Origin of the sequence: Aureimonas psammosilenae (genome assembly GCF_009176975.1) — a bacterium.
GTDB lineage: Bacteria > Pseudomonadota > Alphaproteobacteria > Rhizobiales > Rhizobiaceae > Plantimonas > Plantimonas psammosilenae.
This window is the reverse complement of sequence record NZ_WEZG01000004.1, coordinates 374527-388266: the sequence shown is the minus strand read 5'-3', so window position 1 is coordinate 388266 and position 13740 is coordinate 374527. Positions and strand designations below refer to the sequence as shown.

General features: G+C 65.2%; 13 protein-coding genes. 3 read left to right on the top strand and 10 right to left on the bottom strand.

The window, feature by feature from the left end; translation table 11 throughout:
• Positions 1-316 precede the first annotated feature (316 nt).
• Positions 317-751, bottom strand: coding sequence for an OsmC family protein (locus tag F9929_RS10560; RefSeq protein WP_152046517.1), 435 nt, complete (start codon positions 749-751; stop codon positions 317-319).
• 158 nt (positions 752-909) lie between these two features.
• On the opposite strand from F9929_RS10560, the gene F9929_RS10555 reads away from it, so the two are divergent.
• From F9929_RS10555 to F9929_RS23980, 3 genes are all read left to right on the top strand, one after another.
• Entirely contained in the window at positions 910-1860 is a 951-nt protein-coding gene (locus F9929_RS10555; RefSeq protein ID WP_152046516.1) for a tyrosine recombinase XerC, read from the top strand.
• 67 nt (positions 1861-1927) lie between these two features.
• Positions 1928-2965, top strand: coding sequence for a TraB/GumN family protein (locus F9929_RS10550; RefSeq protein ID WP_152046515.1), 1038 nt, complete (start codon positions 1928-1930; stop codon positions 2963-2965).
• Between the two features lie 98 nt (positions 2966-3063).
• Positions 3064-3234, top strand: a complete 171-nt coding sequence (locus tag F9929_RS23980; RefSeq protein WP_193227696.1) for a hypothetical protein — start codon at positions 3064-3066, stop codon at positions 3232-3234.
• Positions 3235-3305: 71 nt separating this feature from the next.
• Here F9929_RS23980 and lpdA read toward each other — a convergent pair whose 3' ends face one another.
• The 9 genes from lpdA to sucC form a co-directional block, all read right to left on the bottom strand.
• Positions 3306-4721, bottom strand: coding sequence for a dihydrolipoyl dehydrogenase (gene lpdA, locus F9929_RS10545; protein WP_152046514.1), 1416 nt, complete (start codon positions 4719-4721; stop codon positions 3306-3308).
• Positions 4722-4743: 22 nt separating this feature from the next.
• Positions 4744-5151 carry an MAPEG family protein gene (locus F9929_RS10540; protein ID WP_152046513.1) on the bottom strand — a complete coding sequence of 136 codons (408 nt, stop codon included), beginning with the start codon at positions 5149-5151 and terminating at the stop codon, positions 4744-4746.
• A 38-nt stretch (positions 5152-5189) separates the two neighbouring features.
• Positions 5190-5735 carry a hypothetical protein gene (locus F9929_RS10535; RefSeq protein ID WP_152046512.1) on the bottom strand — a complete coding sequence of 182 codons (546 nt, stop codon included), beginning with the start codon at positions 5733-5735 and terminating at the stop codon, positions 5190-5192.
• The gene (locus tag F9929_RS10530) at positions 5732-6490 is read right to left on the bottom strand and encodes an SDR family oxidoreductase (protein ID WP_152046511.1); all 759 of its coding nucleotides are present in this window, start codon (positions 6488-6490) and stop codon (positions 5732-5734) included. Before F9929_RS10530 ends, F9929_RS10535 begins: the two co-directional genes overlap by 4 nt.
• A 25-nt stretch (positions 6491-6515) precedes the next feature.
• Positions 6516-7826, bottom strand: coding sequence for a 2-oxoglutarate dehydrogenase complex dihydrolipoyllysine-residue succinyltransferase (odhB, locus tag F9929_RS10525; RefSeq protein ID WP_152046510.1), 1311 nt, complete (start codon positions 7824-7826; stop codon positions 6516-6518).
• Positions 7827-7893: 67 nt separating this feature from the next.
• Positions 7894-10902 carry a 2-oxoglutarate dehydrogenase E1 component gene (locus F9929_RS10520; RefSeq protein ID WP_152046509.1) on the bottom strand — a complete coding sequence of 1003 codons (3009 nt, stop codon included), beginning with the start codon at positions 10900-10902 and terminating at the stop codon, positions 7894-7896.
• Positions 10903-10991: 89 nt separating this feature from the next.
• Positions 10992-11894, bottom strand: coding sequence for a succinate--CoA ligase subunit alpha (gene sucD, locus F9929_RS10515; protein WP_152046508.1), 903 nt, complete (start codon positions 11892-11894; stop codon positions 10992-10994).
• 36 nt (positions 11895-11930) lie between these two features.
• Positions 11931-12494, bottom strand: coding sequence for a Uma2 family endonuclease (locus tag F9929_RS10510; RefSeq protein WP_152046507.1), 564 nt, complete (start codon positions 12492-12494; stop codon positions 11931-11933).
• A 30-nt stretch (positions 12495-12524) separates the two neighbouring features.
• A complete protein-coding gene (gene sucC / locus F9929_RS10505) occupies positions 12525-13715 on the bottom strand; it encodes an ADP-forming succinate--CoA ligase subunit beta (protein ID WP_152046506.1) in 1191 nt (396 codons plus the stop codon).
• Between the last annotated feature and the right edge of the window lie 25 nt (positions 13716-13740).

Here is a 13740-nt window from a genome sequence, read left to right as displayed (position 1 = left end):
CAAAACCGCCAAACCCGAAAAAACAAACCGGAACGCCATACCAGAAACTAGCCAAAACCAGTTCCCAGAGACGAGCATACAACCCGCCGGCGACGCCCCGTCCGTCGATGACCGTGATATAGGCCACCCACCCGAATGAAGTCAACAGGCCTTCGTCAGGAAAAATCGCAACCACGCGATTTTTCCTGCTGCTTGGGAAGTCGTTGCTTCCAAACGTTTTTCCCTATCGTCAACCCGTCATGCTCTTGAACCGGGTCACCAGAACGATGGGGTCGAACGGATGTCCCGAAGATACGGAACCCGTGGAAATCTTGCCTTAAGCGAGCTTCGCGTCCAGCGTCACTTCGATCGCGCCGAGGGCCTTGGAGATCGGGCAGCCTTCTTTGGCCTTGGTCGCCAGCTCCTGGAACGTCGCGTCGTCGATGCCGGCAACCTTGCCTTCCAGCGTGATGGCGCTCGACTTCACCGCGAACCCGCCTTCGGCCTGCTCCACGGACACCACCGCGCGGGCGTTCAGCTCCTGCGCCGGGGTGCCGTTCTCGGCCAGGAAGTGCGAAAGCTGCATGGCGAAGCAGCCGGCATGGGCAGCGCCCAGAAGCTCTTCCGGATTGGTGCCGGACTTGCCGCTCTCGTCCTCGAAGCGCGCCTTGAAGGAATAGGGATGTTGCGAAAGGGCGCCGGACTGGGTGGTGATCTGGCCTTTGCCGTCGCCGAGCGCGCCTTGCCAAACGGCCGTTGCATGTCTCTTCATGGGAGGTTCCTGATTGTTGCGGGCGTCACCGCGTTGCCGATGCTGCGGGACTTAAGAAGCCGAGCCCCGTCGTCCAGCGCTCGGAGGGCATCCGCTTCGCGCCAGCGTCGCCTGCCACAAGAACCGTTCCCTCGACGTTTTTCGCGAAAGCCTCCATCATGGCCGAAGCCTTTCTCGTGGTCGCATCCGCCGGCCTTCTCGCCGAAAAAACCGCTTGGCTGCGCGGCCTCGAGGAAGAACGGCGCGCCAGCCCCCACACGCTTGCCGCCTATGAACGCGACGTTCGGCAGTTCCTGTCCTTTCTCACCGGCTATCATGGACGCCCGGCCGAGCTTGCCGATCTCGGAGACTTGAAGACGCTGGATCTGCGCGCCTTTCTCGCCAACCGTCGCCGCGACGGGCTGGAGGCCAAATCGCTCGGCCGTTCCTTGTCGGGCATCCGCTCCTTCGTGCGCCATCTGGAGCGGCGGGGGCTTGCCTCCTCGGCGGGCCCACGGGCGATGCGCGCGCCCCGCCAAGGCCGCTCGCTGCCCCGGCCCTTGAGCGTGCCGGATGCGCTGAGCGTTGCGGAAGAAGCCGGCGCGCTCGCCTTCGAGCCCTGGATCGCGGCGCGGAACGTCGCCGTCCTGACCCTTCTCTACGGCTGTGGCCTGCGCATTTCGGAAGCCCTCGGCCTGTCCGGCGACGCACTGATCGACAAGGGCGCGCGCACGATGCCGATCCTCGGCAAAGGTGGCAAAACGCGGCTCGTGCCGCTTCTGCCGGCTGTCCATGCGGCGGTCGCGGATTATCGCCGCCTTTGCCCCTTCGCGCTGGGGTCGGAGGAAACGCTCTTTCGGGGCGCGCGGGGCGGGCCGTTGCGGCCCCAGATCATCCAGCGCGAAATGGCTCGCCTGCGCGGCGCGCTGGGCCTGCCCCCTTCCGCGACCCCGCACGCGTTGCGCCATTCCTTTGCGACGCATCTTCTCGCCGCCGGAGGGGATCTGCGCGCCATCCAGGACCTTCTCGGCCATGCCAGCCTTTCCACCACGCAAGGCTATACGGCGGTGGATTCGGCGAGGCTTCTGTCGATCTACGAGGACGCCCATCCCCGCGCCCGCCGTGCCTGACATCTCGCTTCCCGCTCGCTCCCGCGCTAGAACCGCCGGCGAAAAGAGCACTGGAAAGGGCAGGAAGATGCGGCCGCGACGATGGACCCGATGCCTTGCCGGCAGCGCCTTCTGGGCAGCGCTCGCTTTTGCCGGCAGCGCCCTTGCCCAAACCACGCCTGCCACGCCTACCTGCCAGACCGGTGAAAGCCTCGTCCCGAAGCTCGAAGCGAATGGCGATCTCGCCCGCATCGAGACGGAAGCCGCCAAGACCCCGAACGGAACGGGGCGCTTCTGGCGGGTGGAACGGGAGGGGCTCCCGCCGTCCTTCCTATTCGGTACGATGCATCTCACCGATCCGCGCATCCTCGCGCGTCCCGCATCCGTTCAGGCGGCCGAGCGCGAAGCGCGCACGGTGGTGGTGGAAACGCTCGACGTTCTCGATGGCAAGGGTGCCGATCTTCTGGTTTTCGCCCATCCCGAACTCCTGACGCTTCCCGCCGGCAAGGGTCTGGAGGATTATCTGCAGCCGGACGAGAAGCGCGAGCTGGAAGGGCTTCTCGATGCGCGGGGCATGCCCTTGGCGTCGATCCGCACGCTTCAGCCCTGGTTCACCGCCATGGGCCTGATGCTGCCCGCCTGCGAGGCGAGCCGGATCGCGGCCGGAAGCGAACCGCTCGACATCGATATCGCCAGAAAAGCGCAAGAGGCGGGCAAGGAACTCGTCGGGCTCGAAAGCGCGCTCGATCAGTTGCGCGCCATGGCCTCCATGCCGATGGAGTTGCAGACCGCCAATCTCGTTTCCGTCCTGAAACTCGAAACGGAGATTCCCGATCTCTTCGAGACGATGACCGAGTTCTATCTCGAAGGCCGGATCGCTGCGATCACGCCGCTCAGCAATATCGCGGGTGGGCTCGACGAGATGCCGGAAGCCGCGCGTGTCGGCTATGACGCGTTCGAAAAGCGCATCGTCGCCGATCGCAACCATGGCATGGCCGAGGGCCTGAAACCCCATCTCGCCAAGGGCGGCGTGTTCGTGGCCGTCGGCGCGCTGCATCTGCCGGGCGAGGATGGGCTGGTGGAACTGTTGCGGGCGCAAGGCTACCGGGTGACGCGCGGCGATTGAAACGGGCGGCGCGCACTCGATCGTGATGGCGCACCGGTTGCGGTGATCGGGAATGAAGCGCAGCTTGGCCGTCTTCCATCGGAAACGGAGTGAACGGCATGACGAGAACGCTTGCAGCAACACTCGCCTTCGGGCTTCTGGTGGCGGCTTCTGCCCCCGCTTTCGCCGATTGCGCCGGCCATGTCTCAGCCGATGCCAAACCTCAGGCCCCGGTCACCACGGCGGATTCGGGCAACCCGCCCCCGCCGCCCGTCGACCGGCAGGGCTGACAGCCGCCTTCCCAAGAAAAAGGCCCGGCACTCGCAGGAGTGCCGGGCCTTTTGCATGATGCGGAAGCCGATCAGGAATGGATCGGCTTGGCGAAGGTGGCGAAAGCGGCTTCGCGCACGGCTTCGGACAGGGTCGGATGGGCGTGGCAGGTGCGGGCGAGGTCTTCCGACGAGCCGCCGAACTCCATCAGAACCGCGACTTCCGCGATCATGTCGCCGGCACCGAAGCCGATGATGTGGCAGCCGAGCACGCGATCCGTTTCGGCATCGGCCAGGAACTTCACGAAGCCGTCCGTGTGAAGCATGGCGCGGGCGCGGCCATTGGCGGTGAAGGAGAACTTGCCCGCCTTGTAGGCGGTGCCGGCCTTTTTCAGTTCCTCTTCCGTCGCGCCGAGCGAGGCGACTTCCGGCGAGGTATAGACCACCGACGGGATCACGCCGTAGTTCACGTGGCCCTTCTGGCCGGCGAGGATTTCGGCGAGCGCCACGCCCTCGTCCTCGGCCTTGTGGGCCAGCATCGGCCCCTTCACCACGTCGCCGATGGCGTAGATGCCGTCCACAGTGGTCTTGTAATGGGCGTCGATCTCGACCCGGCCCGCCTTGTCGCGCTCCACGCCGACATTTTCCAGGCCCAGCCCTTCGGTGAAGGCGCGTCGGCCCGTGGCGACAAGCACGACATCGGCGTCGAGCGTTTCGGCAGCGCCGCCGGCGACCGGCTCGAAGGTGACCTTCGCGCCCTCGCCCGCCGTCTCGATGCCCGTGACCTTCGCCGACAAGCGGAAGTCGATGCCCTGCTTGACCATCAGCTTCTGGAAGGTGCTCGACACGTCGCCGTCCATCGGCCCGAGCACCTTGTCGAGATATTCCACCACCGTCACCTTGGCGCCGAGGCGCGACCAGACGGAGCCGAGTTCGAGCCCGATCACGCCGCCGCCGACCACCACGAGGTGCTTCGGCACGCTCTGGAGGTTGATCGCGTCGTCGGAGGAAACGACGGTCCGGCCGTCGAACTTCACCTCGACGCCCGGAATGCCGGCGACTTCCGAGCCGGTCGCGATGCAGATCGCCTTGGTCTTCAAGGTCCGCGCGCCGTTCTCGCCGGTCACCTCGACTTCGCCAGCGGCCTTGATGGTGCCGGTGCCGATGATGCCCTCGATCTTGTTCTTCTTGAACAGGAAGGCGATGCCGTCGACGTTCTGTTTAACGGTCTTGTCCTTGTGGGCCAGCATTTTGGGCAGATCGAGCTTGGGCTCCACCACGACGCCAAGCTCGCCGAAGGAATGGCGCGCTTCGGCATACATTTCGGAAGCGTGCAGCAGCGCCTTCGACGGGATGCAGCCGATGTTCAAGCAGGTGCCGCCGTAGGTCTTGCGCTTTTCCACGACGGCGACCTTCAGGCCGAGCTGCGCGGCCTTGATGGCGCAGACATAGCCGCCGGGGCCGGAGCCGATCACGACGAGATCGAAGGGGGCGGAGGTGTCGGACATGGGGAAGGGTCTCTGGTGAGCGTCAGATGGCTTGGAAAAGGATCAGGAGAATGCCGAGAAGCGACACGATCCAGACGAGCGAGCGGATATAGGGAATGCCGAGCATGTAGAGCGGCACGTAGACGATGCGGGCGAGAAACCAGAGCCATGCGCCCGTCGCCGACCATGTGCCGGTGCGCCCCGACAGAACGACCACGAGAACGGCGGCGACGAAGGCCGGATAGGTTTCCTTGAAGTTCGCCAGGGTGCGGTCGGCCCGGCCCGCATAGCGCCCGAGCGGCTTGACCTCGCCGTCGCGCGCGCTCGCGTTCCATTCGCGGCCGCGCTCCTTCGTGACGGTGAGGCCCTGAAGCGAGATATGGGCCACGAGCAGCAGCACCGACCAGGCGAGCAGGGTGAGTTCGATCGGCATCGTCGTCATGGGTAGCATCTAGAAGCGTATCCTCGCGGGTTTTCGAGCTTCGGCTTTCAAAGCCCGCCCTCGGGGCAGGTCCCCATGGCCCCGTCGAAGGACTCGGCGGTTTCCGCCAACCGCCCCTTCACGATGCCGAGCGGGTGGAAAGGCGGCTCGACCTGCGCCGCCGGTTGGACGAGGCGCAGCTCGTAGCAGCCGATATAGGTCTTTCTGTCCCCGCTCGTGTCGACGGAGCGGACCGCGACCGGCAACGTGTAATAAACCGACCCGGCCGCGCCTTCGCTTGTCCCCTTGCCGGTTCTCAACTCCACCTTGGCCGTGTTCGCATAGCCCTTGGCGAATGTCGCAAAATCCGGGCGGTCCGGCTCGTCGCGGAAATACGAAAAGGCCCGCGCATATTCCTTGCGGTCCACCGCGTTGTAGAGCGAGCGGATCACGCTTTCCGGGCTGGAGCGGTCGTCGAGATAGTCCGGTTCGGGCGCCGTCGAGCGATCGGGCGCGGGCTGCGGAGCGGTTTGCGCATAAGCCAGGGAAGGCACGGCAAGAACCGACAGTAGAAGAACAGCGATCGAACGCTTTTTCAGTAGATCTCTGGTCATGGCAGCACCGAGCGGGCGCCCGAGACGTCGAGGATGGCGCCGGTGGAATAGCTCGCCTCGTCCGACACGAGCCACAAGATCGCTTTCGCCACCTCTTCCGCGCTGCCGGCGCGGCGCATGGGGAGGCTGGGGGTAAGCTCCGCCACACGGTTCGGCTGACCGCCCGACGCATGGATTTCGGTTTCGATGATGCCGGGGCGCACCGCGCAAACGCGCACGCCTTCGCCCGCGATTTCCTTCGCCAGCCCGACCGTCAACGTATCGACCGCGCCCTTTGCGGCGGCGTAATCAACATAGAGTCCCGGCGCGCCGAGCTTGGCGGCGGCCGACGACACGTTGACGATCGCGCCGCCCGTCCCGCCATGCACCGTGGACATCCGCCGGACTGCTTCGCGGGCGCAGATGATCGTGCCAAGAACGTTGACGCGGAACATGCGGTCCAGGCGCTCGGCGGTGAAGGCGTCCAGGCGGCTGGCCTCATCGACGACGCCCGCATTGTTCACCAGCGCCTTCAACGGACCTCGACGGTCCACCGCTTCGAACATGCGAAGGACATCGGCTTCGGAGCCGACATCCCCTCGGACGGCCAGCGCCGTGCCGCCGTTCGTCTCGATGGCGGCGACGACATCCGCCGCCGCCCGCTCATTGGATGCGTAATTGACCGCCACCGCCCAGCCCTTCGCCGCGGCGAGCCTCGCCACGGCCGCACCGATCCCGCGCGATCCGCCGGTCACGAGCATCCAGGGCGTGGTCATCGGCGATCTCCGATCCGGTCGGTCTTTAGAGATCGAGAACCAGACGCTCCGGGTCCTCCAGCGAATCCTTGACGCGCACGAGGAAGGTCACGGCTTCCTTGCCGTCCACGATGCGGTGATCGTAGGAAAGCGCCAGATACATCATCGGGCGGATTTCGATCTTGCCGCCGACCACCACCGGCCGCTCCTGGATCTTGTGCATGCCGAGAATGCCGGACTGCGGCGAGTTGAGGATCGGCGTCGACATCAGGGAGCCGTAGACACCGCCATTGGTGATGGTGAAGGTGCCGCCCTGCATGTCGGCCATCGACAGGGAGCCGTCGCGCGCCGCCTTGGCAAGGCGCCCGAGTTCCTTCTCGACGCCCGCGATCGACATCTCGTCGGCGTTGCGCACCACCGGCACCACGAGGCCCTTGTCGGTGCCGACCGCCATGCCGATGTGGCAGAAGTGCTTGTAGATGAGGTCGGTGCCGTCGATCTCGGCGTTCACCGCCGGGATCTCCTTCAGGGCGTGCGTCACCGCCTTGGTGAAGAAGCCCATGAAGCCGAGCTTCACGCCGTGCTTCTTCTCGAACACGTCCTTGTAGCGGTTGCGAAGCGCCATCACGGCCGACATATCCACCTCGTTGAAGGTAGTCAGCATCGCGGCCGTGTTCTGCGCTTCCTTGAGGCGCTTGGCGATGGTGAGGCGCAGGCGCGTCATCTTCACCCGCTCTTCGCGCGCGCCATCGGCCGGGGCGGAAGCTGCGCGGGGCGCGGCAGCCGGAACCTGCGGCTTTTCGGGCGCGGAAGACGGAGCGCCTTTGGCGATCGCCGCCAAAACGTCGCCCTTCAGCACCTGTCCGCGCTTGCCCGAACCGTCGACATCGCCGTCCGACAGCCCCTTCTCGGCCATCAGCTTCTGCGCGGACGGCGCGGCGGGCATGTTGCCGCCCGCATTGTTCTGCGCGTCGGCCTTGGCCGGCTCCGGCGTTTGTTCCTTCGCGCCTTGCTCGCTGGAGCCGTAGTCGGCGGTCGCCGTCGGCGCGGCTGCAGCCGCTGCGGGCTTCGCGGCTTCCGTCGCCTTCTTCGCGCCGGTGTCGCCGCCGGCCTGACCCGAACCCTCGCCGATCGAACCCAAAATGCCGCCGACGCCGACCGTCTCGCCTTCCTTCACCGCGATGTCCTCGAGGATGCCGGCGGCGGGCGCGGGCACCTCGACCGTGACCTTATCGGTCTCGAGCTCGGCGATGGTCTCGTCCTGCTCCACCCGGTCGCCCGGCTTCTTGAACCACTGGCCGACGGTCGCCTCCGTCACGGACTCGCCGAGCGTCGGGACTTTGATTTCGGTGCTCATCGGATGATCGGTCTCTTCGAGAAAAGCGTTCGACTAGGGAAGGATGAAGGGGCGGGCGTCCGGCTTCTCAACCGAGCGCCTCGTCCAGAAACGCCTGAAGCTGGGAAACGTGCTTCGACATCGTGCCGGCCGCCGGCGAAGCAGCGGCCGGGCGGCCGGTATAGCGCACGCGGCGCTTGTCGGCGCCGATATGGTCGAGCACCCATTCCAGATAGGGATCGATGAAGCTCCAGGCACCCATGTTCTTGGGCTCTTCCTGGCACCACACCATCTCGGCCTGCTTGAAGCGGGAAAGTTCGCCGATCAGGGCTTTGGCCGGGAACGGGTAAAGCTGCTCGAGGCGCAGGAGATAAACGTCGTCCACGCCGCGCTTCTCGCGCTCCTCGTAGAGGTCGTAATAAACCTTGCCCGTGCACATCACGACGCGCCGGATCTTGTTGTCCTTCGCGAGCTTGATCGCCGCGTCCTTCTTCATCTCCGCATCGTCCCAAAGAAGGCGATGGAAGCTCGTCTCACCCGCCATTTCCGACAGGTCGGACACGGCGCGCTTGTGACGAAGAAGGGATTTCGGCGTCATCAGGATCAGCGGCTTGCGGAAGTCGCGCTTCAACTGCCGGCGCAGGATATGGAAGTAGTTCGCCGGCGTCGTGACGTTGGCGACCTGCATGTTGTCCTGCGCGCAGGCCTGGAGGAAGCGTTCGAGCCGCGCCGAAGAGTGCTCCGGCCCCTGCCCTTCGTAGCCGTGCGGCAGAAGCATCACGAGGCCCGACATGCGCAGCCACTTGGCCTCGCCGCTGGAAATGAACTGGTCGATCACCACCTGCGCGCCGTTCACGAAGTCGCCGAACTGCGCTTCCCAGAGCGTCAGGGCGTTCGGCTCGGCGAGCGAATAGCCATATTCGAAGCCGAGCACCGCTTCTTCCGAGAGCATCGAGTTGATGACCTCGTAGGTCGCCTGCCCCTTGGCGAGGTTCGACAAGGGCACGTAGCGCCGCTCGTCGGCCTGATCGTAGAGCACCGAGTGACGCTGCGAGAAGGTGCCGCGCTCGGAATCCTGGCCGGACAGTCGGACGGGATGGCCTTCGGTGACGAGCGTGCCGAAGGCGAGCGCCTCGGCGGTCGCCCAGTCGATGTTCTCGCCGCTTTCGATCGCCTTACCGCGATTTTCCATGAAGCGCCCGATCGTGCGGTGGACTTCGAAGCCCTCCGGCGCGGTCGACAGCTTGGCGCCGATCTCCTTCAGCGTCTTCACCGGAACACCCGTCGCGCCCCGGCGCGGCTCGTCCTCGGCCGCCGCACGGCGAAGACCCGCCCAGGCGCCGTCCAGCCAGTCGGCCTTGTTCGGGTTGTAGTTCTGCCCCGTCTCGTGCTCGGCATCCAGATGCTTGCGCCATTCGGCGCGGCGGGCATCCACCTCTTCCTGGCTGACCGCGCCTTCTTCCACGAGACGCTTGGTGTAGAGTTCCAGCGTCGTCTGGTGCGAGCGGATGACCTTGTACATCTTGGGCTGGGTGAAGCCCGGCTCGTCGCCCTCGTTATGGCCGAAGCGGCGATAGCAGAACATGTCCACCACCACCGGCTTCTGGAACTGCATGCGGAACTCGATGGCGATCTTGGCCGCGAAGGTCACCGCTTCCGGGTCGTCGCCGTTGACATGGATGATCGGCGCCTCGACCATCTTCGCGACATCCGACGGATAAGGCGAGGAACGCGAGAAGCGCGGATTCGTGGTGAAGCCGATCTGGTTGTTGATGATGAAATGCAGCGTGCCGGCAACGCGATGGCCGCGCAGGCCCGACAGGCCGAAGCATTCCGCGACGACCCCTTGGCCCGCGAAGGCCGCGTCGCCGTGGATCAAGAGTGGCAGAACGCGCGAGCGCTCTTCCTGCGACACGTTTTCGGTGCGGTTGCGCCCCGCGAGCTGGTCCTGCTTGGCGCGTGCCTTGCCCATCACCACCGGGTTGACGATTTCGAGGTGCGACGGGTTGGCAGTGAGCGACAGGTGAACGCTGTTGCCGTCGAACTCGCGGTCCGACGAAGCGCCCAGATGGTACTTCACGTCGCCCGAACCTTCCACGTCCTCTGGCTTGTAGGAGCCGCCCTGGAACTCATGGAAGATGGCGCGATGCGGCTTGTTCATCACCTGGGAAAGCACGTTCAGGCGGCCGCGATGGGCCATGCCGAGAACGATCTCCTTCAGGCCGAGCTGCCCGCCGCGCTTGATGATCTGTTCCAGCGCCGGGATCAGCGCTTCGCCGCCGTCGAGGCCGAAGCGCTTGGTGCCCTTGTAGCGCACATCCAGGAACTTCTCGAAGCCTTCCGCCTCGATCAGCTTGTTGAGAATGGCGCGGCGACCCTCGGGCGTGAAGCCGACGGCCTTGTCGTGACCCTCGATGCGGCTCTGGATCCACTGCTTCTCGGCCGGGTTCGAGATGTGCATGAATTCCCAGCCGATCGTGGAGCAATAGGTGCGCTCCAGGATCTCCACCATCTGGCGGATGGTTGCGAATTCGAGGCCAAGAACGCCGTCGATGAAGATGCGGCGGTCGAGATCGCCGTCCTCGAAGCCGTAGGCCTTCGGGGAAAGCTCGTTATAGTCCTCGTCCGGCTGGGCCGCGATGCCGAGCGGATCGAGCTTGGCATGGAGATGGCCGCGCACGCGATAAGCGCGGATCAGCATCAGGGCGCGCACGGAATCGCGCGTCGCCTGGAGAATGGTGGCCTCGGACACGTCGCCGGCCAGCCCGCTCTCGGCCTTGGCAGCGGCTTCCGCCGCCTTGGTCTTGATCTTGGCCTCGATCTTCTTTTCAGCCTCGCCCCAGTTGCCGTCGAGGGCGGACACGAGTTCGCCATTGGCGGCGAGCGGCCAGTTGCCGCGCTTCCAGGCCGGGCCTTCCGCGTTCTTCAGGACGATCGCCTTGTCGTCCTTCAGTTCCTTGAAGAATTCGGCCCAGTCCGCCGAAACGGAGGCGGCGTCCTTCTCGTAGGCCGCGTAGAGCTCCTCGATGTAGTCGGCGTTGCCGCCGTAGAGGAAGGAGGTCTGGGAGAAGAATTCGTTCGCGGATTCGCGTGACATCGGATGTTTTCCGCGATGCCGACGCCTTGTCGGTCACCGCGCCCTTTAGGTTCGATTGAGGCGGGCGAGAAACGCCCGCCGGGTTCGATTCAGCCTTTCAGGACGTCGACCAGCGTCGTCCCGAGGCGTGCCGGCGAGGGCGACACGCGGATGCCCGCCGCCTCCATCGCCGCGATCTTGGACTCGGCGTCGCCCTTGCCGCCCGATACCACGGCGCCGGCATGGCCCATGGTGCGGCCCTTGGGCGCGGTGCGGCCCGCGATGAAACCGGCCATCGGCTTGCTTCGGCCCTTTTTGGCTTCGTCGATCAGGAACTGCGCCGCGTCCTCCTCGGCCGAGCCGCCGATCTCGCCGATCATGATGATCGACTTGGTCTCGTCGTCGGCCAGGAACATTTCCAACACGTCGATGAACTCGGTGCCCTTCACCGGGTCGCCGCCGATGCCGACCGCCGTGGTCTGGCCGAGGCCTTCATTCGTGGTCTGGAACACCGCCTCGTAGGTCAGGGTTCCCGAGCGCGACACGATGCCGACGTTCCCCTTCTTGAAGATGGAGCCGGGCATGATGCCGATCTTGCACTCGTTCGGCGTCAGGATGCCGGGGCAGTTGGGCCCGAGAAGCCGCGACTTCGACTTTTCGAGCTTGGCCTTCACGCGCACCATGTCGAGAACCGGAATGCCCTCGGTGATGCAGGTGATGAAGGGGATCTCGGCATCGATCGCCTCTATGATGGCGTCGGCCGCGCCGGCGGGCGGCACGTAGATCACAGAAGCCGTCGCGCCGGTGCGCTCCTTGGCTTCAGCGACGGTGGCGAAGATCGGCAGCGTTTCGCCGGTGGCGCCCGTCCAGTTCTCGCCGCCCTTCTTGGGGTGGATGCCCGCGACCATCGTCCCGGCATGATAGGCGTTGGCCTGCTCGGTATGGAACGTGCCGGTCTTGCCGGTCAGGCCCTGCACGATGACCTTGGTGTTCTTGTCGACGAGGATGGACATGAGCGAATTGTTCCGAGTGTTGTGGGGCGTCCGGCTTCAGCCGACGCGGAAAAGGCTGGTATCGAGGATCAGGCCCGGCAGCAGCATCGCTTCGACCGCCTCCCCGGCCTGGAAAGGCTTTGCGAAGCCGTAGCCCTCTTGGGTGGGCTCCCGGTGAACGACGATGCGTCGCGTCTTGAGATCGATGGCCCAATAATCCCGCACGCCGAAACGCGCATAGAGAAGAGCTTTCTCGCCGAGATCGTAGGCGGGGCTCGTATCCGACTGCTCGATCAGGAGCGAAACGTCCGGACCCGAAACATTCCGTGTTCCAATGCTTGCGGGATAAACGTACCAGTCGGGCATCGGTGCGTTGTGCGGGGACAGAACGAGCGTCGAGGCGGGAATGATGCGGTAGGCGGCATCGAGGTTGCGATGCAGCCACCGCCCGAGTTCATCCGACCAGTCACGATGAAGGGAACCGTCACCCGGCATATCGTAGACTTCCCCGTCCACCAGTTCGGTTTTCGCCGAATGGCTGAGCACACCCATCCGACGCATGGTCCGAACATCCTCGATGTCGAACCGATGCCGCTTGAACTGAAGGGCGGGTGCGTTCATCCTCTCGGCTCGGCTGCTCCCTCGCCGACCTCAGCCGATCGCCGAGACGATCTTCTTGGCCGCGTCGTCGAGATCGTCCGCCGCCGTGATGGCGAGGCCGCTCTCGTTCAGGATCTTCTTGCCGAGTTCGACATTGGTGCCTTCCAGGCGCACCACCAGCGGGACCTTGAGTCCTACTTCCTTCACGGCGGCGACCACGCCTTCCGCGATCACGTCGCATTTCATGATGCCGCCGAAGATGTTCACCAGGATGCCCTGGACGCGCGGATCGGCCGTGATGATCTTGAAGGCCGCCGCGACCTTTTCCTTCGAGGCACCGCCGCCGACGTCGCAGAAGTTCGCCGGTTCCTTGCCGTAGAGCTTGATGATGTCCATCGTCGCCATGGCGAGGCCGGCGCCGTTCACCATGCAGCCGATATTGCCGTCGAGCGCCACATAGGCGAGGTCCCACTTGGACGCCTCGATCTCCTTGGCGTCTTCCTCGGTCTCGTCGCGCAGCGCCTTCATGTCGTCGTGGCGGAACAGGGCGTTGCCGTCGAAGGAGCACTTGGCGTCGAGAACGCGAAGGTGTCCGTCCTTCATGACGATCAGCGGATTGACCTCGAGCAGCGCCATGTCCTTCTCGACGAAGGCCTTGTAGAGCGCCGGAAACAACGACTTGCCATCCTCGGCGGCTGCGCCCGAAAGGCCGTAGGCCTTCGTGATCGTCGCGACATCCGCCTCGGTCACGCCGGCGACCGGGTCGATCGCGACGGTGATGATCTTTTCCGGCGTGTCGTGAGCGACCGCCTCGATGTCCATGCCGCCTTCGGTGGAGACCACGAAGGCCACCTTGCCGACCGAGCGGTCGACGAGGAGGGAAAGATAAAGCTCGCGGTCGATATCCGCGCCGTCCTCGATGTAAAGGCGGTTCACTTGGCGGCCGGCGTCGCCCGTCTGCGCGGTGACGAGCGTGTTGCCGAGCATCTCCTTGGCATGGGACACGGCTTCTTCGACGGATTTGGCGAGGCGCACGCCGCCCTTGGCGTCCGCCCCGAGCTCCTTGAACTTGCCCTTGCCGCGACCGCCGGCATGGATCTGGCTCTTCACCACGTATAGGGGCCCAGGAAGCTGCTTGGCCGCAGCTTCGGCCTCGGACGCCGCCGTGATGGCGACGCCGGATGCCACGGGAGCCCCGAAGCCCTTGAGGACCTGCTTGGCCTGATATTCGTGAATGTTCATAGGGGTGCTCCCGCCGTTCTCGTCG

What these genes read in the sequence shown, in the direction of transcription:
- F9929_RS10560 (WP_152046517.1), bottom strand. Translation starts at nt 751, where the DNA reads ATGAAGAGACATGCAACGGCCGTTTGGCAAGGCGCGCTCGGCGACGGC.
- F9929_RS10555 (WP_152046516.1), top strand. Translation starts at nt 910, where the DNA reads ATGGCCGAAGCCTTTCTCGTGGTCGCATCCGCCGGCCTTCTCGCCGAA.
- F9929_RS10550 (WP_152046515.1), top strand. Translation starts at nt 1,928, where the DNA reads ATGCGGCCGCGACGATGGACCCGATGCCTTGCCGGCAGCGCCTTCTGG.
- F9929_RS23980 (WP_193227696.1), top strand. Translation starts at nt 3,064, where the DNA reads ATGACGAGAACGCTTGCAGCAACACTCGCCTTCGGGCTTCTGGTGGCG.
- lpdA (WP_152046514.1), bottom strand. Translation starts at nt 4,721, where the DNA reads ATGTCCGACACCTCCGCCCCCTTCGATCTCGTCGTGATCGGCTCCGGC.
- F9929_RS10540 (WP_152046513.1), bottom strand. Translation starts at nt 5,151, where the DNA reads ATGCTACCCATGACGACGATGCCGATCGAACTCACCCTGCTCGCCTGG.
- F9929_RS10535 (WP_152046512.1), bottom strand. Translation starts at nt 5,735, where the DNA reads ATGACCAGAGATCTACTGAAAAAGCGTTCGATCGCTGTTCTTCTACTG.
- F9929_RS10530 (WP_152046511.1), bottom strand. Translation starts at nt 6,490, where the DNA reads ATGACCACGCCCTGGATGCTCGTGACCGGCGGATCGCGCGGGATCGGT.
- odhB (WP_152046510.1), bottom strand. Translation starts at nt 7,826, where the DNA reads ATGAGCACCGAAATCAAAGTCCCGACGCTCGGCGAGTCCGTGACGGAG.
- F9929_RS10520 (WP_152046509.1), bottom strand. Translation starts at nt 10,902, where the DNA reads ATGTCACGCGAATCCGCGAACGAATTCTTCTCCCAGACCTCCTTCCTC.
- sucD (WP_152046508.1), bottom strand. Translation starts at nt 11,894, where the DNA reads ATGTCCATCCTCGTCGACAAGAACACCAAGGTCATCGTGCAGGGCCTG.
- F9929_RS10510 (WP_152046507.1), bottom strand. Translation starts at nt 12,494, where the DNA reads ATGAACGCACCCGCCCTTCAGTTCAAGCGGCATCGGTTCGACATCGAG.
- sucC (WP_152046506.1), bottom strand. Translation starts at nt 13,715, where the DNA reads ATGAACATTCACGAATATCAGGCCAAGCAGGTCCTCAAGGGCTTCGGG.